10 protein-coding genes are annotated in these 18,710 nt (G+C 66.1%); 8 read left to right on the top strand and 2 right to left on the bottom strand.

Annotated elements, in window-relative coordinates; all coding sequences use genetic code 11:
* Nucleotides 1–1,329 (top strand): thioesterase domain-containing protein (locus F8M74_RS31770; RefSeq protein WP_141616898.1); only part of this gene is annotated, 1,329 nt, incomplete at its 5' end.
* A 118-nt stretch (nucleotides 1,330–1,447) separates the two neighbouring features.
* Here F8M74_RS31770 and F8M74_RS31765 read toward each other — a convergent pair.
* On the bottom strand, nucleotides 1,448–2,311 hold the full coding sequence (locus F8M74_RS31765; RefSeq protein ID WP_171410409.1) for an N-acetylmuramoyl-L-alanine amidase: 864 nt from the start codon (nucleotides 2,309–2,311) through the stop codon (nucleotides 1,448–1,450).
* Between the two features lie 172 nt (nucleotides 2,312–2,483).
* On the opposite strand from F8M74_RS31765, the gene F8M74_RS31760 reads away from it, so the two are divergent.
* From F8M74_RS31760 to F8M74_RS31745, 4 genes are all read left to right on the top strand, one after another.
* A complete protein-coding gene (locus tag F8M74_RS31760; RefSeq protein WP_216620490.1) occupies nucleotides 2,484–3,635 on the top strand; it encodes an SH3 domain-containing protein in 1,152 nt (383 codons plus the stop codon).
* Nucleotides 3,636–3,735: 100 nt separating this feature from the next.
* Nucleotides 3,736–8,580 (top strand): hypothetical protein, encoded by a 4,845-nt coding sequence (locus F8M74_RS31755; RefSeq protein ID WP_228560599.1) that lies wholly within the window; start codon nucleotides 3,736–3,738, stop codon nucleotides 8,578–8,580.
* 239 nt (nucleotides 8,581–8,819) lie between these two features.
* Nucleotides 8,820–11,129: a hypothetical protein gene (locus tag F8M74_RS31750; RefSeq protein ID WP_239004899.1), complete on the top strand. Its 2,310-nt coding sequence runs from the start codon at nucleotides 8,820–8,822 to the stop codon at nucleotides 11,127–11,129.
* Between the two features lie 23 nt (nucleotides 11,130–11,152).
* A complete protein-coding gene (locus F8M74_RS31745) occupies nucleotides 11,153–12,121 on the top strand; it encodes a LysM domain-containing protein (RefSeq protein WP_141256719.1) in 969 nt (322 codons plus the stop codon).
* 88 nt (nucleotides 12,122–12,209) lie between these two features.
* On the opposite strand, the gene lon is transcribed toward F8M74_RS31745, so the two are convergent.
* Nucleotides 12,210–14,693: an endopeptidase La gene (lon, locus tag F8M74_RS31740; RefSeq protein WP_141256718.1), complete on the bottom strand. Its 2,484-nt coding sequence runs from the start codon at nucleotides 14,691–14,693 to the stop codon at nucleotides 12,210–12,212.
* A 235-nt stretch (nucleotides 14,694–14,928) separates the two neighbouring features.
* Between lon and F8M74_RS31735 the strand changes: the two genes are divergently transcribed.
* From F8M74_RS31735 to F8M74_RS31725, 3 genes are all read left to right on the top strand, one after another.
* Nucleotides 14,929–16,143 carry a vWA domain-containing protein gene (locus tag F8M74_RS31735; protein WP_141256717.1) on the top strand — a complete coding sequence of 405 codons (1,215 nt, stop codon included), beginning with the start codon at nucleotides 14,929–14,931 and terminating at the stop codon, nucleotides 16,141–16,143.
* A gap of 142 nt (nucleotides 16,144–16,285) precedes the next feature.
* On the top strand, nucleotides 16,286–17,158 hold the full coding sequence (locus tag F8M74_RS31730) for an ImuA family protein (protein WP_141256716.1): 873 nt from the start codon (nucleotides 16,286–16,288) through the stop codon (nucleotides 17,156–17,158).
* An 8-nt stretch (nucleotides 17,159–17,166) separates the two neighbouring features.
* Nucleotides 17,167–18,678, top strand: coding sequence for a DNA polymerase Y family protein (locus F8M74_RS31725; protein WP_141256715.1), 1,512 nt, complete (start codon nucleotides 17,167–17,169; stop codon nucleotides 18,676–18,678).
* The last annotated feature ends 32 nt before the right edge of the window (nucleotides 18,679–18,710 follow it).

Raw genomic sequence — 18,710 nt, 5'->3', positions numbered from 1 at the left:
GCAGCGGTGGTGAGGGGGGAGGGGCAGGAGAAGCGGGTGGAAGCGTACGTGGTGGCGCCGGGAGGAGAGGGAGGGGCGCTGAAGGAGTACGTGAGGCAGAGGCTGCCGGAGTACATGGTGCCTGCGGTGGTGGTGGTGCTGGAGGCACTGCCACTGACGCCCAATGGCAAGGCCGACCGCAAGGCATTGGCTGCTACGGATCTGCGGTCGCGCGTTGCCATCGAGGACTTCGTCGCGCCGCGCACGGACGCCGAGCACGCGCTGGCGGGCATCTTCTCGGAGGTGCTGGGCGTGCCACGTGTCGGTCTTCATGACGACTTCTTCGATCTGGGAGGCCACTCGTTGTTGGCAACCCAGGTCGTGGCACGTGTCCGTACGGAGCTGGGCGTGGACATGCCGTTGCGGGCGCTCTTCGAGGCGCCCACGGTGTTGCGGCTCGCGGTCTGGTTGCAAGGCTCGGACACGGAAGGGGCCGCGCGTGACTGTGTGGCATTGCAGCTTGAAGGTGCCGGCACGCCTGTGTTCTTCGTGCACGCCGTCGGCGGCGCGGTGGGTCCGTATCGTGCGCTGGCTCGGCGCATGGGACGCGAGCGGCCTCTCTACGGCTTCCAGGCTGCGGGGCTCGATGGACGCGAGCCTCCTCTGGAGCAGGTGGAGGCGCTCGCCCGCCGCTACGTTGAAGCAATGCGCGAGCGTCAGCCCGAGGGCCCCTATGTGCTGGGCGGCTGGTCCCTGGGCGGGGTGTTGGCTTTCGAGATGGCGCGCGAGCTGGAGCGTCAGGGGCAGTCCGTGTCGCTCCTGGTACTGCTGGACAGCTTCGCTCCCGACGAGAACGCGCCTACGCGGGAACCCGATGCGGCGTTGCTGCTCGCGGGAATGGCCATGGACCTGGCACGGACGGCAGGTGCCGAGTCCTCCCTACGTCCGGAGATGCTCTCGGGCCTGACCGAAGAGGAGCAATTCACCGCCCTCGTCGAGCATGCGCGACATGCAGGGTGGCTGCCTCCCGAGGTCGAGGCGTCAACGCTCCGCGCCTGGCGTGATGTGACTCGCGCGAACCTGAGGGCGTTGGCGGCCTACCGTCCCGGTCCCGTTCGGTGCCCCGTGCTGTTGCTGCGTGCGAAGGATGCGCAACGCTCCCATGCGGTGGATCCGTCCCACGGGTGGGCCCGCTGGGGGCTATCGGGTCTCACCGTGGAGGACGTTCCGGGGGACCACTACAGTGTGCTCAGGGAACCACAGGTGGAGACGCTGGCGCGCCGCCTTGTCGATCACGTCGGCGCCGCCACTGGGCGGCACGAGGCGGCGGGGCAGCAACGCGAGGGGTGAGCGAGGACTTCGCCTGAATGGCAGAGCCACGATGCCCACTCACCAATGAATGGCGAGCCATCCACCACGAGGTCCGGTGGATGGCGTGGGGCATGTCAGGGGACGCTGCGGCTCGGGTTCAGCGGGGGCGGGTTGTGCGTGGCTGGGTGGGCGCTTCGGGCGCGAGCGCATCCACAAGTCCTTGGGCCACGGCGGCGGCGAAGGCTTCCAGCGTTCGTTGCTCTCGCCACCGTGCGGCCTCCTCGAAGTCGAGCGCATGGTGGGTCTCGATGATGACGGAGGGGATGCGTGGCTTTCGAAGTACGAAGATCTGCCTGTGCGTGGGCTCTCGGGCCACGAAGACGCCGGGGTGCTCGGAGTCGATGGCGTAGAGGCCTTCGTAGTCCACGCCATCATAGGGCGGGAAGCCCGCCTGGCTCAGCCGGTGCGCCAGCGAGCGCGCCAGGCCCGCGCGTCCGGCGTGGAGGAGCGCGGTGGCTTCCGCGGACTCGGACCAGAGCACGGTGAAGCCAGGGGCAGAGTCCTGCCGGTTGCACTCCTGGTCCGGATATGGAGACCATGGCGTGGCGGTGCCACGCGAGTCGGAGTGCAGGCTGAGCATGGCATGGGCGCGCCACCGCTCGGCGGCGGTGACTCGGGTGGGATAGGGGACGCGCTCGCCCGGCCTGCGACTCAGGCGCACCTGGAAGTGGCCGGTTGCCTCCAGCCGCTTCGCCAGGTCTTCCGCCACTCGAAGGGTAAAGGTCTCCTCGTCCTCGCAAGTGACGCCCTTGTTGCCGGTGTTCCCCTCCGCGCCGTGCCCCGCGTCCAGGTAGATGCGTCGCTTTCCAAAGGCCTTGGGGAAGCGCACCTCGGAAATGGTGAGGGGCGCGCCCGGAGCGGGCCATGTGGGAGAGGGAGCGACAGTGGTGGGCTCGGAGGAGGCAGCGGGCCTTGCCCACAGGGCGAGTCCCAGTCCCAGCAGCAGAAAGGTCTTCGGCATGGTGCTTGAAACGCCCAAGAAAGGAGCGTCACTGCGTAGTCTCCCTTGTTGATGGGGTGGTGTGGAAGCCCACGTCGCGGTCTTATTCGACTCACCGAGTTGAACAGCCTCTCATGAATCTGCGTTGGACTGGCATGCGAGTGTCTTCAACAGAGGGGGAGGGGTACAGGGCATGAAGACGATGCTGCTAGGTCTGCTGGTGGCCGCCGCAGGGGGAGAGCCGCCGCCGGCATACGTGCTGGGTTCCTCGGTGAATCTGCGGAAGGAAGCCTGCAAGACGGCGGAGGTCCTCCAGAAGCTGCCCATCGGGACGGAGTGCCGAACGCTGGAGTCTCTTGAGGGGGGCTGGGCCCGGGTGCGCTGCGGAGAGGCGGAAGGCTTCGTGGTGGGGGCGCTTCTGGGCCCCGAGAAGCCGTCGGTGGAGAAGCTCGCCGCGGAGGCCAAGGACCCGAAGAGGATGTTGCTACAGCGAGAGGAGAGCGCCCTGCGTGCCGCCACGCTGGCTCCGGAGGACGCCGGCCTCCAGAAGGAACTGGCGACGTTGTTCTTCGAGCGCAACCTGGAGGCCGTCGCGCGGCTGAAGAAACCGAGTCTGCGGAGGCCGTTCGAGTTTGACTGCACGGTGAATGATCCGGCTCGGTGCCTCCGGGGGACGAGCGCGCTCTTCGTCGACGGCGTCAAGGTTCGGGCCGAGACGAAGAAGAATCTGTTTGTCATCGCGTTTGGCACGGCGGAGACCTTGACGGTCTACCGGGGTCGGTTCCGATTCGACAACAAGCACTTCGACAAGACGCAGGAGGCCCACGTCCAGGGCGAGGTTCTGGAACAGGTCGCTTCTTCATCGGCCCAGATTCTGGATGGTGCTCTTTTTTCAGGCATCGCCATGCCTTCGGATGCCGAGCTGTGGCCAGCGCTGGGGCGATATGTCCTGGATGAGAATTCGATGTCGAACGTCTCCAGCCTCTCCTCTGAGTGGGCGCTGATATCACTGGAGGATGTGGATGGCATTCCACGGGTTCAGTGGAACTCTTGTCTGAAAAGGCCCTACATGCTGATGTTGAGGCGAGACATTCATGGGCGAGTGCTCGTCGTGATTGAGGGGGAGGGGGGCGCGCTGGAGCGGTATTGGATGACGGCTGCGTCGAAGAGGGAGAACAGCCTTGAATTGACGCTCGAAGACTTCTACGGGCGGCACAAGAGGCAAGAACTCTTCAAACTGCCTGAACCCGGTGGAGACATCGCATTCCTAGGGAAGACGGCCTACACACACGCACTGTCGAAATATCCAGACACAGGTGAGCCGTGCGTGGAAGGTGGTCCCTAGAGCAGGGGCGTCTCAGCTTCCAGTAGATGCCACGATCTTCGGGACGGGTAACTCGGCCGGTACGCTAGGGGGGGCCGGGATTGAATGGCTGAACGCACTCATGGGGGAGAGCGTTGTGTCTCAGCGAAATCGATATCCAGTTCTGTGGGACTACGAGGTCCCAGCTCAGTTGCTGTCAGCGCTGGATGAATACCATATCTTGAAGGTTCCATTGCTCGGACAGCATTATCCAAAGGGTCCGAGTGATTGGTGTGGTCGGACGGCCAGTGTGATGGCCTATAACTACTATCAAGTGGTGCAAGGGGGAGACTTTTCCTCCCGTTTCGTGACTCATTGGGACGGAGGCGTGCCAGGTCAGTTCGTGGATCTGCGATATCCTGGTGGACAGCGGGCGTTTCACACGAAACCCACGGCTGCTCCATTCAATGCGAATTTAGATGGATATGCGGTCTCAAGCCAAGACCCCAATGCAAGCGCGAACTCCAGAGTGGCGCCTCCTGAGTTTGTAGGGGATGGCAGGCTTGATCAGGCGGTGCGTGACTACAGCGCATCCAAGGTTCTTGGCATGTCTTACTCCCATGTGCTGCCGTATTCGACCGAAGGGCGGCGAAGTCTGGCGGCGAGAATTGCGAACGATCCACATCTCATTGAAGAGAGACTGTCGCTGATTCTCAAGTCGCTTGCCGCCAATAATCCGGTCATATTCTACTCGGGATTCTCCGCGCAGAGGGCGTCCCCCATTCATCTTGTCCTGATTGTTGGATTCGCCTGGCTGGCAGATGCCTCCGGACGACATCTCTGGCTGGTGGTTGCTGATCCGGCGACGCAGAACAACAAGATCAGCGATAAAAAAGGCGGCAGTCTATTCTTTCCCCCAGATCCGGGAGCGAGGGATGGAACGGACCTTGATGCGCTCTCAAAAAAGCGCATCTCGGGCGAGCACGACCTTCTTCGAGTAAGAAGAGGGGACTGGGAGACAGCACAGGCGTCGGTGGTCCTGATTCGTGCCCGGAAGCTCTTCGAGGAGAATACCTACAGCACGGTGCCAGACGACTTGTTCATGGACTACCGTCACGCTCAGCACAAGGGCGGGGCCTTTCTCTACTCGCTCCGTCCCACCGTCGTCCCGTCTGGTTTTCTTGAAACCAACGTGATGCGCACGGTCGCGTATCCGTTCGACCACGGGGATACCCGCTTCCGGCCCATCAACTGCTACGCCCTCACGGAGACGGAGATGCCGCCCGGTGGGCTCTTCCCATTGGGAATGCGCCGGAATCTTCATTCGGGAATCCATCTGCCTGCGTCGCATTTCTCGGCGCGAGAGGGGACGACGAACTCCGCAGCCAGGTCCGGCGTGCGAGAGGTTCGTTGCTTTGCCCCGGGTTACGTGGTGGCCGTCCGATTGGCCCATGGCCTGCCTGCTCCCCTCGAAGAAAAGGAGCGTGTCGAGGATGGACCCGAGGCGCACGAGTTGGCCCGGGAATTCACGGGCAACCACAACTCCTTCGTCCTCGTCCGGCACGATGTCGAAGAGGCAGCGAAGACGGAGGGCCAGCCGCCGCGGCGTTTTACGTTCTACAGCCTCTACATGCACCTCGTTCCTCCGGACTGGAAGGACCCGGACACATACCGGAACGTGGACTGGTTGAAGTTGCTCGTGCGGCGCCACGGCGCGCTGACGGTGGTTGATCCGGCGCATGAGGCGTTTCGCCAGACACGGTGGTTGCAGGAGGCCCTGCCGGAGGCGGGAGCGGACGTCGTCGAGAAGAAGGGGGGAAGCTACTCCGTCGTGGGGACGGGATTGGGCGTGCCCGAGACACTACGCCTGGGAGAGGCACAGGGGGATGATGTCCGGGCGCTCTGGAGGCCGGCGGACCAGGACCTGACGGGTATTCATGAAGCACTGCGCGAGGGGCGGATGGTGACGCTCCGCCACCCCTTGCTCAAGCTGGAGGCTGGCGCGGTGCTTGGCTACGTCGACAGCAGGAGCAAGGCCATTGGGGATGGCTTCGTCCACTGGGAAATCCTGGCGCCATCCGAGCCAGGGCAGCTCAAGGCCTTCCTCGACTTCGCAAAGGACTCGCTGGGCCTGGGAGACTTTTTCAAGGTCTTCGAGGAGGCGGACCAGAACAACTTCTTCGACCCGTCGAAGGGAGAACTCGACGCGCTGATGAAACTGGCGCCCAAGTCGATTCACGCTGCGGGGAACCCAGAAGAGGAGTGCCTCGCTCGCTTCGAGCAGACGTATCACCACGGCGCGCTCAAGGAGATTCTTCGCTCACCTCGAGCGCTCGCGTTCTCGTCCGATGATGCGCCTGGTGATGCAGGCGAGCCTTCGTTTCCCGCGGAGCTTGTCATCACCAACTACAAGGACGCGCTCCCTGAAGGGACCTACTGGCTCAAGCTGACCTTCGAGCCTCCCTTGGGCGAACGGTACGTCGCTTACGATGGAAAACAGAGCCGTCTCAACGTGCGCTTGCCGGCTGGGGCTCGACGAATCTTCGTGGAGCCGGCCGACGGCTCCGGCTTTCTGCTGCAGGTGGGCGGCGGTGCTCAGGATGCACTCGAGCAGGAGCTTCAGCACTTCAAGAGGCTGGCATCCGTCCGTTGGCGAAACGTGGTGCTCAGGCACCTGAACGAGTGGTTGCCGGAGAGCATCGTTGTTCAGGTGTTGAAGCATCTGGAGATTCACGGTCAGCTTCGAATGGGGAGCCAGATCGCCGACATCCAGCAGCCGGACGAGGCGAAGAGGCTGCTGGGACGCTACGCGGAGGCAGTCGGATTCTGGGCCCACCCGGAGGAAGTGCCCTTCCTCGGGCCTGTGGGGGACAACGGTGCCAAGAAGGCGCTCTTCGCAGCGGCGCCTGACGTCGACCAATTGCCTGCAAAGGGGCTGGTCGACAACCCGCACCCAGTCACCTTCGCCTGGCTCCTGATGCTCATGGTTCGGCATGGCCTCGTCCGGTTCTCGGACCTGCCGGCCTGGCGCCCGAGCAACTCGAAGGACGTGCTCGCGGTGGGGTGGCTCCCGGCACGAAGCGCTCATGTCTCATACCGGGTGGGGGAACTCCTGGACGTGGGGGCCGTGGTGCGCGGGAGCGGAGACGACGAGGTGGAACTGCGTGTGCTGCATGAGGGCACCCGCTGCTTCCTCGCGAGCGGAAGTTGCACCGATGGTGCTTTCTTCGCGCAGGTGGAGTTGCCGGGCTGGGGGGCCTGCACGCTCGACATGCCGGGTGCCCGGCTCGTGGGAGCCGCGACATTGGAGGTGCTCCCGCCGGTGTTGCTGGATGGGCGCGAGTCGGCGGAGGTTCCAGGGAGCCAGGTTGTTTCCTCGGCTCGTTACGCTCCCGAGTCTCACAAGGATGGAACGTTCTCCTGGCGTATTCCCTTCAGGGAGAACTGCCCAAAGCTCCTTCGGGGTTGGGTGCTGCTGAGCGCATGGGCGAAGGCCACGAAACAGGAAGGGCTGCACCCGGAGGCACCTGCGTTCGAGTTGGCCCGTGTGGCCATCCCCGTACAGGGGCGGGAGGACTCGGCGTTCAATGATGCCTCTGGGCTCCGCGTCGTTGACGGCTTCATTCAGAAGGGGGCGCTCAAGAAGCTGGAATCGTATGTGACACGGCACTTCACCTACCGCGCCTTCTTGAAGGCCGCTGCTTCCAAGACAGAGCCTCCGTTGGCCTGGGCGCTCGTGGAGGCGGTGGAGCGTGTCCAGTGCGCGTATTCAGAGAAGCAGTTGCTGGCGTTGTCCGCGCTGGCCGAGGACGGATTGTCCATCGTACTCACGGCCACGAATGCCCGGTGGTTGAAGGAGGCCGCCGAGAAGGTTCGAGAGGATGGCTGGTTCACCGCCTTGGAGGACGCGGCCAAGGGGGCGATTCGCGTTCGAGTCCCAGCACCAGCGGAGGGACGTCATCCTGGTGAACTTGTCATCCGGTTCGACGCCAGCGCGGCTTTCTCGGAGCTGCGGAAGGGCATCCCAAGTACCCATGAGGTCCATGTGAAGTTCGGCGCGTTCTTCCCGAACGGGGGAAGCGCGCGGGACTCGCGTCTGGTGACGGCGGATACGCTGGGGATCCGGTGTGAACCTGTGGCGCTCGACGCGCTGCGGAGCGGCGCCAAAGCGGGGGCGCTGGAGGTGTGGTCCACCGAGGTGTCGGAGGTCCTTCACATCCCTTCGCTTGAAGCGCCCAAGGTCTTCGTCACCGCCCGGGGGATTCAGCTTTCCTCGCGGTTGCTGGGTGGGAATCGGACCTTCTGGGAGAAGGCTCGACCCATCATCAAGGTGGGCCACAGTTCCCTTGATGAAGCCGCCGCACGTCAGTCCGTCATTCAGAATGGGTGCGTGGTGCGGACCTTCGGGTTCGAGGATGCGCAGGTTCAGGGGCGAATTCTCATCCCGACCGCCGAGGTGGTGAACAAGCATGTGCCCCTGGGGCACGAACGGATCGACGTCCAGCCAGCGAAGGGCCGTGCTTACACCATGCAGCGCAACGCCAGGTTCGAAGCTCGGTCTCACTACCATGATGCCTTCAGCCTGAAGGTCGCCGTCATGACGGAGGCCGTCCCGGTGAGCAGACCCTTCCGATTGGAACTCGCCAGTCCGTCGCTGCCAGGCGATCCGCCCGGGCTTCGGCTGAAGCTCAAGAAGGGCAGCGTTGTCTACAAACCGGAACGCCAAGGGCACGGTCTGACGGATGTGGAAGGGGCGCTCCATGCGGACGTGGATCTCAATGACGTCGAGGCCGCGTTGGAGGGCGCCAGGGAATACGTGCTCCGTGTCGTCCCGATTCATGAGAACGACGCGGATCTGGCTCGGGAGCTGAATCTCTCGTTGCCCGAGCGGATCGTGCCCCGAGTACACGACGACGTGTGGATTCGCCCCAATCTGTGGTGGTGGTCAGACGACCTGGGGGCCGTGCCCATGAAGGGGGAAGGGTGATGGCGGACACAGCCGTTGCTTCACAGTCACATGCTGGCGGCGAGCGCTTCGAGCTTCGGCGTGAACCGGGAGCCGAGGGCGTCTTCTATCTCGTCGCGGTGGTCCCAACGGAACTCAAGCTCTCCCTAAGGAGCCACCGGGCCAAACAGGACAGGATTGCCTTCATCCTGGAGGGAACGCACAAGAACCTGCCGGCAGACACGGTCTGCAGCGTTCTGATCAAGACGCACGCGCGTGGGATGCCAGCGCGGGAGTACACGCTGGTCAACGTCCCACTGCGTGTCAATGGCAGGTCATGCACCTTGGAGTTCGAGGCGGACATCTACGAGGCGAGCTTCTTCGGCCGGGGCCACGCGGAGATGACCGTCGTTCCTGACTTCCCCTTCGCGCAGGAATGCTGCCTCGAAAAGCCCTTTGAGTTCGACATCCCCCTGGGGCTCAGAGGACTCGACCTGAGCGTCCCTGTCCTGTTTGGCCGGCGGTTCCACTTGAAGCCGGACATGGATGCACGTTTCATCGGCGCGACGCTTCGGCTCTCCATCTACCACTCCGTGGAGCCGAAGCGTGGCGTGGCGCCGAGGATGGCTCCAGAGGAGCAGCGCTATGCCGCGCTGGAATGGGGCTCTTCCGACTTGGGCGCGAAGGACTGGCGAGTTGGCTGCGCCTGGAGTGGGGACGGTCTCCGGTTGCCATGGCGTGAGCCCATTCAGGGCGAGTACGCCTTCGACCTGCGGCTCGAAGTGCTCCGAGACATCGAGGGGGAGGCGCGGCCCTACGTGGTGTGGGAGCAGCCAAGGGCATGCGTGTGCCCGAAGCCGAAACTGACCGGGTTCGAATTCAAGCACCACGCGGTCACCGCGACGGTGGATCATCTGGACCCGGATTTCGAGCTCCCCCTGGAGTTGACCCACTGGCGGTACGAGGCTCAGACGCGAGGAGAGGCCCTGTCCTTCACTCTGATGGACCCCGTCTCGCGGCCGGTGTTGGTGAACGCCAACGAGAGGGGCCTGTTCCTACGGCAGTTCATCGACGCTGAGGACTGGCTGCACCGGAAGAGCTTCGCCTTGTTGCGGATTCCGCGCTCGTTGACGGGGACCGATGAATACGTGCCCATCCGCTCGGTGCTGGACTTCGATGAGACGCAATTTCTCGCGTTCGAGGACGAGGACCTGTGGCTGGAGGCCCCAACGTCGGCCAGGGCTCCCGCGCGACAGAAGCAGGACCGGGTGCGCCAGGAGCTGGTGACGGCACTGGCCTCCAAGGAGTTGGCGGTCCGGCCTTCGCGCATGCCTCGCTTCGGGGACGTCTGGCTGGGGGCTCGCGACAACCACCTGCTCATCACCGTGAAGGTCATCGGGGATCTCGACTACTGGCGTGAGGCCTCACCTGTCTTTTCGATCTGCGACGACCAGAGGCCCGTGGAGCCAATGGCCTCTCGGGAGACCGAGGTGCTTCGGTTGGATGCGCGGCCCCTCGATGGGAATCCTCGTTACTACGAGGCGCTCGTTCGATTCGACGATCCTCGAATCCGCCAGAAGGTCTTCATCCAGGGGCGAGTCTCAAAACCGGATGCGCGGCTCTGGGACGAATTGGTGGCAGCGCCACCGGCCTTCTCGGTGGAGTACCCAGGCGTTCCCCAGCTCCAGGGACTTCGCGCCGAGTTCGTCCAGCTCACGGATGATACGTCCATCCTGGAAGTCCGCTGTCAGGCCCTCCACATTCCCAACGGAAAGGAGGGGGATGGCATCGAATTCCGCCTGTATGAGTTCTTCGCTGACGTCGCGGAGCCCGTTGTCTTCGGTGCCGTGCCCTTCCGGTATGAGGTCGCGAAGGGGGCGGTGGGGCAATGCGACGCTCGTGGACGGGTGGTGGCGCGTCTCCGGGAGCCGGCGCTCGTCGAGCGGATGCGGCGCAAGGGCCGGTTCCGGATTGAAGCGCGCCTGGTGGAGCGGGCGAATGCCAACCACTCCAGCGTGCTTCCTGCCATCCACCTGGACCTGGAGGGAACACCGCGCCGCATCGAAGGCACGCTCATCTACGGCAGCCACCCGAATGTGACGGAGGCGTTCCGGAGGAAGGTGCTGATCATCGCCGAGCAACTGGAGATGAATGCCGATGATTTGATGGCGTGCATGGCTTTTGAAACAGGAAATGCCTTCCGGGCCGATACACCGAACCGGGCTGGGCATCAGGCTTTCGGTCTCATTCAGTTCACGGTCATCAACGAAGGAAGAGATGCGCTCGACATCAAGCTGTCCGCACTGGTGCGGATGAGCGCTGTCGAGCAACTCGACTACGTCGCCAAGTACTTCCGCATGTGGAAGGCGCGGTCGAAGCTGCCTCTAGACAATCTGGGTGATGTCTACGCGTGCATCCTCTGTCCAGAAGCGCTCGGCAAGGACGCGTCCTTCGTCTGTTACGCCAAGGGGTCGAGGGGCTACGAGCCCAACAAGGGGTTGGACCGCGGCGGCAAGGGCTTCATCACCAAGGCAGACATCTTGGTTCCGGTGGAGCGGCACCTTCGTGAAGGCCAGAAGTTCCGCAAATAGAGACGTCTCCTTCAGGTGACAGCATGTTTCTCCAGCCTTGTCTGAAAGACGGGTTGCGCGAGTACATTGTCCTCGCGCTCCATGATGGTCTGCCCAACGGGTACACGCTCGTGACTCCTGCGCGGGGCTGGGCGCTGGAGCGGAGATTGCGCCAGCTCGCGCAGGATTCATCCAACCAGCGGGCGCTCCAATCACTGGTCTACATCCATGGACACCGCAGCGGGATGCGCGCACCGCTGCCGGTGGACGAAGTCGTGCGGCAGGCCGCGCTCCTTCTGGACTCGGGTGTCCTTCGGCTGGCGCAGGCTCCCCCGCGCGAGGCCGCCGTTTCGCCGTCATTCTCCGTTCCCCAGCCTGGGTGTGTGCCTGTTCCGGTGGAGGAGCCGGTATGGCTACGGCTTCAGGTGGTGGACGACACCACCGATGTGCCTATTGCCGGCATCCAGTTGCGCATCCAACTCGACGACCGGTCTGAGCAGCAGGCTCGGACGGATTCTGAGGGCCGCATCGACCTGAAGGGCGTTCCGAAGGGGGGCGCCCACGTCCTGTCCGACCTCGAAGGGGCCACCCTGGACAACACGTTGGCGCTGGTGCGGACGGGAGGCCCCTGGTCCCAGCAAAAGCCTGTGAAGAGAGGTCAGGGGGCGAGGGTGGCCAGCGCGCCGCGTTTCCTCGCACGCGTCACCCAGCACCGGGTCATCGACGGAGAGACGCTGGAGAGCGTGGCGGAGATGTATGGCCTAACGGTGGAGGAACTCACCCGCTTCAACTGGAACACCACGGATGCGGCGGACATCGAGCGGCACCTCATCCTCGATGTGGGCTGCACGCGTAAGGGCTCGCGTGGGCAGTACGTCTTCACCCGAGAGGATGACCCCGGCATCCTCTACGTTCCCCGTCCAGAGGCCGTCCCCCGGCTGCCTGTGGAGCACAGTCACATCCTGCGGGTGAAGCGCGTCCCGGAGCCGCGACACTTCCTGTTCTCGCTCTGAGCGCCACCTGCCCCGCAAAGACAACGGGCAGGTTCCCGGAAGAAGGGAACCTGCCCGTGTCACTTCCTATCGGCTGGAAGGCCGTGCGCTAGGCGCGGACCTCAGGGGCGGACTCGGCCGGCTTCGGCAGCGGAGCCTCCTTGCCCGGCTCGCCGCCCGGGGTTCCCGCCACGCCGACGGGAGGCGTCTCCAGCGCCGCCTTCAGGACCTCGTCCATGTGGGTGACGAAGATGAACTCCAGCTCGTTGCGCGCCTGGTCCGGCACGTCGATCAGGTCCTTGCGGCACCGCTCGGGCAGGATGACCCGCTTGATGCCCGCCCGGTGTGCTGCCAGCACCTTCTCCTTGATGCCACCCACCGGCAGCACCAGGCCACGCAGCGTGGCCTCGCCCGTCATCGCCGTGTCGTGACGCACGCGGATGCCCGTCAGGAGGCTGGTGAGCGCCGTCAGGATGGTGACGCCCGCGGAAGGCCCGTCCTTCGGAATGGAGCCCGCCGGGAAGTGCAGGTGCAGGTCCGTCTTCTCCAGGAAGTTCGGGCTGATGCCGAGCTGCTCGGCCTTGCTGCGCAGGTAGCTCAGCGCCGCCGTGGCGCTTTCCTTCATCACGTCGCCCAGCTGGCCGGTGAGCGTCATGCCGCCCTTGCCTGCCATCTTCGTCGCCTCGATGAAGAGCAGGTCGCCACCCGCCGCCGTCCAGGCCAGGCCCGTGGCCACACCCGGAACCTCGGTGCGCTCGGCGACCTCGGAGTAGAACATCTCGGGCCCGAGGATCTCCTTCACCCGGTCGGCGTTGATGGTCTGCTTCTCCGTCTTCCCGCCGGCCACCTCCACCGCCACCGCGCGGCAGATGTCCGCGATGCGGCGCTCCAGGTTACGCACACCGGCCTCGCGCGTGTACGCGGTGGTCAGCGTGAGCAGCGCCTCGTCGGTGATGTCGATGTGGTCCGGGCTCAGCCCGTGCTCCTTGAGCTGCTTGGGCACTAGGTGGATGCGGGCGATGCTCTGCTTCTCCTCGAAGGTGTAGCCCGTCAGCTCGATGATCTCCATGCGGTCACGCAGCGGACCGGGGATGGGGTCGAGCTGGTTCGCCGTGGCGACGAACATCACCTTGGACAAATCGAAGGGCACGTCGAGGTAGTGGTCGCTGAACGTGTTGTTCTGCTCCGGATCCAGCACCTCGAGGAGCGCCGCGCTCGGGTCGCCACGGAAGTCGGCGCCGAGCTTGTCAATTTCGTCCAGCATCATGACCGGGTTCTTCGTGCCGGCCTTCTTCATGCTCTGGATGAAGCGGCCGGGGAGGGCGCCCACATAGGTACGGCGGTGGCCGCGGATCTCCGCCTCGTCACGCACGCCGCCCAGCGACAGGCGCACGAACTTGCGGCCCGTGGCCTTGGCCACGCTCTGGCCCAACGACGTCTTGCCGACGCCCGGCGGACCGACGAGGCACAGGATGGGGCCACGCATGTCGTTCTTCAGCTTGCGGACGGCCAGGTACTCCAGGATGCGCTTCTTCACCTTCTTGATGCCGAAGTGATCCTTGTCCAGCTGCTGGCGCGCGTTCTCGATGTCGAGGTTGTCCTCGGAGATCTTCGCCCACGGCAGGTCGGCGATCCAATCCAGGTAGGTGCGCGCGACGGTGTACTCGCTGGAGGCCGCCGGAATCGTCTTCAGGCGGTTGAGCTCCTTGTTGGCGACCTTCTCCACGTCGGGCGGCAGGCCGGCCTTCTTCAGGCGCTCCTGCAGCTCGTCGAGCTCCTCTTCCTCCTCGCCCATCTCCCCCAGCTCTTCCTTGATGGCCTTGAGCTGCTGGCGCAGGTAGTACTCGCGCTGGGTCTTCGACATCTCGCCCTTCACGGCGGAGTCGATCTTGTTGGAGAGCTTGAGGATCTCCCGCTTCCGGTTGAGCAGCTCCAGCACGAGCTTCATCCGGGCCTTGAGGTCCACCGTCTCCAGGACGGCCTGCTTCTCCTCGATGGGCACGTCCACGTTGGCGGCGATCAGGTCCGCCAGGTGGCCGGGGTGGGTGATGCTCTCCACCAGCTCGGTGGCGGCGGCGGGCAGCTCGGGCATCAGCTCGATGACCTCGCGCGCCAGCTTCTTGAGGTTGATGCCCAGCGCCTCGACTTCCACGTTCTCCGAAGAGGTCTTGTCCTCCACGGCGTCCACGCGGGCCTTGAGGTAGGGCGCTTCCTGGACCAGCTCCACCACGCGGAAGCGGGCGAGCCCCTGCACCACGAGCGAGTAGTTGTCCTCGCCCATCTTCAGGAGCTTCACGATGCGGGCGACCGTCCCCATGGTGTAGAGGTCGGCGGCACCCGGATCTTCTTCTTCGGCGCGGCGCTGGGTGACGACACCGATGACCTGGTCGTCACGCACGGCGTCCTTGATCAGGGCGATGGTCTTCTGGCGGCCGACGGCCAGCGGAAGCACCCCGCCCGGGAAGAAGACACTGTTGCGCAGGGGGAGGATGGGAAGCACCTGCGGGATGTCTTCCTTGTTGATGAGCCCCGGAGGGGCCATCGCGGTGGGCATAGCGCTCGCAGCGGTGCCCTTCTTCTTCTCATCGGACATGAAGTTCAGCCTTTTCCCTTCGACAACCAGTGAACATTTCCAGGTTTTCTGCGGCGGATGAACCAACGTAACAACCAAAACGGACATGGCAAACGCAGTGTGCGTTTTTCCGCCCCCCGTCACCTCTCCTGGGTTCCTCGGAAGTCTCGCGTCCTGACGTAGGGTGGGGCATGATCGCCCCCCTAGCATCTGACACGGCGCCCCGCCGGGGTGCGCGGCTCTTCGAGAGGCCCCCATGAAGCTCCGACCCTTCGCCCACCTGCTCCTGCTGCCGTCTCTCTTGTGGACGTCGTGCCGGTCGCCCGTCGACGAACCGGGCTCCAATCTGCCCGGGAAGTGCGAGAGCGAGTCCCCCGTCATCGCGCCGCAGAAGACGGACATCCTCTTCGTCATCGACAACTCCGGATCCATGGAAGAGGAGCAGAACGCCATCGCCACGGAGCTGCCCGCCTTCCTGGAGGCGCTGAAGGAGGGCAGCGGCGTCTCGCAGGACTTCCGGGTGGGCGTGATCACCACGTCCGTGTACCGGCTGGCCATGTTCCAGGGGCAGACGACACTCCGAGAGTACGACAAGGAGTCTGGCCGGTTGCAGCGCGTGCCGGACGCGGCGGGCAACCCCACCGACGAGCGCTTCATCGACGGCACGGATCCGTACGTGCTGGAGAAGTTCCGCCGGCTGGTGATCCAGGGGACGAAGGGCAGTGGGCAGGAGACGCCCTTCGAGGCGGTCCGGCTGGCCGTGACGGAGCCGCTGGTGTCGACGCCGGGGGCGGAGAACGGCAACGCCGGGTTCCTGCGCGACGGAGCGCGCCTGCTGGTGGCGGTGGTCACCGACGAGGAAGACTGCAGCACCATCCAGCGCCCTCCGCCGGTGTGGGTGTCCGACGACACGTCCATCGACAACTGCAGTGAGCAGTCCCATCTGCTGACGCCGGTGGAGGAGTACTTCGCCACGTTCCAGCAACTCCGGGATTCAACGGGGGCCTCGCGTCAGGTGCTCTGGGCCACGATTGGTCCGGTGGCGCTGTCCGACAAGCGTGCGGAGCTGATCCGCGATGTGACACCCGACGGCACCTTCGTGCGCAACGTCGACTGCCCGACCTCCTACGGTCCCGGCCACCGGCAGCGCGCCATGGCGGAGGCGTTCGACCAGGGGCTCGACAACCTCGATTCCATCTGCCGGGACAACTACCGTGACACCTTGCTGCGCATCGCGGAGCTGGCCACGGTGGCGCAGAGCATCGAAGTGGTGAACCTGCCCGACCCCCGGCTGGTCCAGGTGGAGCTGACGCGCGCCAATGACGAGGTGGAGCGGTGCTCGGTGGCCGCGGGCGACCTGCGCTACGAGGCCTCCACGGAAGCGTACCCGGCCCGCCTGTTCTTCCAGTCGAGCTGCCTGCGCCGCGCGGACGACAAGAAGGTGGAAGTGAAGGTCCTCTGCGCCGGCTGATGCCCGGGTGAACCCGCGCCAGTGGGTCTGATCCACGCACCCACCGCCATGCGTCCCATGAAGGCGCATGTCAGACCTTCGAGGATAGTGGACGACCGCCCCTCCGGTCGTCCGGTCCGGAGGGGCCTGGCGAGGAGGCGAGATGAGCGCGGCGGAGCAGCGAGTGGGAGCGGGGCAGGGGACGGGCTCGGTCGTGGAGCAGCTTCGGGAGCGGATCCGCCAGTTGCAGGCGGCGCCCCGGCGCTACCTGGCGGTGCTCCGCACGGGCCTGTCGGCGGTGGACGCCCTGCTGCCGACGGGGGGCCTGCCACTGGGGCAGGTGGTGGAGCTGTGCGGTGAGGCGGCCTCGGGGCGCACCAGCCTGGCGCTGCACGCGGTGGCCGCGGCGCACCAGGAGGCGCGGCTGTGCGCCTGGGTGGATGGCCCCCGGGAGCTCTACTCGCCCTCGGCCGCGGCCCTGGGTGTGGACCTGGAGCGGCTGCTCATCGTCCGGCCCCAGGCTCCTGAGCAGCGCATCTGGGCGGCGGTGCAGCTGGCCCGGAGCGGGGCCTTCGCCTGCGTGGTGCTGGACCTGACGCGCGGCGTGAATCCCGGCGGGCGCGCGTGCCGGGTGGCCCTGGCGGAGGCGCGCAAGCTGGCGGACGCGGCGGCGCGCGGCGGCGGGCTGCTCCTGCTGCTTACTTCGCCAGAGTCCCCAGCGGACGGCGTGATCCGGCTGCGGACGGAGGCCCGGGACGGAGACGGCTGGTCGGTGGAGGTGGTGCGCAGCCGGCAGGGCGGCACGGGCGCGCGGGCGGAGCTGCCGTGGAGCGCGCTGTACCCGGCGCTGGGGCTGGAAGGAGGCGGCCGGTTGCTGGACGTGGCCGAGGACACGGAGGACGGCACGCCGGACTTCCTGAGAGATCAGTCCGGGGCGCTGCGCAACGGACTGGGCATCCTGGGCCAGCGTCCCGGTCGTGACGCGCCCATGCCGCCCGTGCGGCATGGACTGGACGCGGCCCTGCCGGCGCCCTGAGGCACGACATGCGCAGGGCCTATCTGCACCTCACCCGCTTCCCGGTGCAGCGCCGGGTGGTGGAGTCCCCGGAACTTGCGGGCCGTCCCTTCGCGCTGGTGGAGGCGGTGCGTGGCCAGCGCCGCGTGGCCTTCGCCTCCACCTCGGCGCTGAAGGCGGGGGTGCGCCCGGGGATGACGCTGACGGCGGCCACCGCGCTGGAGCCGGGGCTGCGGCACTTCGACTACCGCCCGGAGGACGAGCTGCGCGCGCTGACTGCGCTGGGCGAAGCGTTGCTTCCACTGGCCCCGGGTTTCCAGCTCTGCGCCCCGGATGGATTGTGGCTGGACGCGGGGGCCGCGCACCTGTGCGACGGCGAGGAAGGCCTGGGCACGCGGATGCTGTCGCTGTGTGCCGAGCTGGGTTACCGGGCGCACGTGGTGGTGGCCTCGGAGGCCTTCACCTCGCGCGCGGTGGCTCGGCATGGCGCGCGCCGGGTGGAGGTGGTGGCTGCGGGGGACAGTGCTCGGGCCCTGGCGCCGTTGCCGCTGTCCGCGTTGGAAGGCCGCGAGGGGGCGGCGTTCTCCGCGCTGGGCCTCACCACGCTGGGCGAGGTGGCGGCGCTGCCCGCGGGGGCCGTGGCGGCCCGGGGCGGCGCGGCTGGCGCACGGGTTCATGCGCGGTGCCGCGGAGAGGACGACACCCCCTTCGTCCCCGCGGCGCTGGAAGAGGTGTTGGAGGAGCGCGTGGTGCTGGACTTCCCGGCCGAGTCCTTCGAGCCGCTGCGCTTCGCGCTCAAGACGTTGACGGACCGGCTGGGGGCACGGTTGTCCGGGCGGTGCCGGGCGGCGGTGCGGCTCACCTTCACGCTGAAGCTGGACCCCTCGGGGCAACGGCAGGTGACGCTGACGCTGGCGCGGCCCACGGCGCGGGCGAAGCTGTTGCACGAGCTGGCGCGGCACCGGCTGGAGGAGCTGCGGCTGGAGAACCCGGTGGCGGAGGTGTCCGCTCGGGTGGATGAGCACTCCGAGGACGGAGGACAGCAGCTCGCGCTGGGGGACGCGCCGGAGGGCGACGCGGCGCTGGAAGTCGTGTTGTCGCGGCTGGCGTCCACGTTGGGGGAGGCGTCGCTCTTCGCGGCGGGCCTGGAGGCAGTCCACCGGCCCGAGGCGGCCCATGGAACACGGGCCTTCCGGCCTCCGGAGGCGCGGCGGGGCCTGTCGGCGGAGTTGCTGGAGCCAGGAGCCCGGCGCGCCTCGGTGTCGGCGGCCTCACGGGAGCGTCCCTCCCGGTTGCTGGCGGAGCCGGCGTGTCTGGACGCGGAAGTGGCGGAGTCCGGACGCTTGCTGGCCGCGCGCATGGCGGGCCGGCGGCACCGGGTGACGGCGCTCACGGGGCCGGAGCGGCTGGGCGGGGAGTGGTGGTCGGAGACGCCCTTTCAACGGGACTACTACCGGGTCCACTTCGAGGGGCTGGGCCCCGCCTGGGTGTTCCGCGACGGACGGGATGGACGTTTCTACCTCCAGGGACTGTTCGACTGAGGCCCAGCGGCCCAGCATAGTGGCCTCGTACC

The organism is Myxococcus sp. CA023, assembly GCF_010998615.1.
In the GTDB taxonomy this organism is placed as follows: Bacteria; Myxococcota; Myxococcia; order Myxococcales; family Myxococcaceae; genus Myxococcus.
Note: the sequence above shows the minus strand (reverse complement) of the source record. Positions and strands in the feature narration are given on the sequence as shown.

Coding starts and splice junctions, on each gene's coding strand:
- F8M74_RS31765 (WP_171410409.1), bottom strand. CDS start 2,311: ATGCCGAAGACCTTTCTGCTGCTGGGACTGGGACTCGCCCTGTGGGCA.
- F8M74_RS31760 (WP_216620490.1), top strand. CDS start 2,484: ATGAAGACGATGCTGCTAGGTCTGCTGGTGGCCGCCGCAGGGGGAGAG.
- F8M74_RS31755 (WP_228560599.1), top strand. CDS start 3,736: ATGGGGGAGAGCGTTGTGTCTCAGCGAAATCGATATCCAGTTCTGTGG.
- F8M74_RS31750 (WP_239004899.1), top strand. CDS start 8,820: ATGCCAGCGCGGGAGTACACGCTGGTCAACGTCCCACTGCGTGTCAAT.
- F8M74_RS31745 (WP_141256719.1), top strand. CDS start 11,153: ATGTTTCTCCAGCCTTGTCTGAAAGACGGGTTGCGCGAGTACATTGTC.
- lon (WP_141256718.1), bottom strand. CDS start 14,693: ATGTCCGATGAGAAGAAGAAGGGCACCGCTGCGAGCGCTATGCCCACC.
- F8M74_RS31735 (WP_141256717.1), top strand. CDS start 14,929: ATGAAGCTCCGACCCTTCGCCCACCTGCTCCTGCTGCCGTCTCTCTTG.
- F8M74_RS31730 (WP_141256716.1), top strand. CDS start 16,286: ATGAGCGCGGCGGAGCAGCGAGTGGGAGCGGGGCAGGGGACGGGCTCG.
- F8M74_RS31725 (WP_141256715.1), top strand. CDS start 17,167: ATGCGCAGGGCCTATCTGCACCTCACCCGCTTCCCGGTGCAGCGCCGG.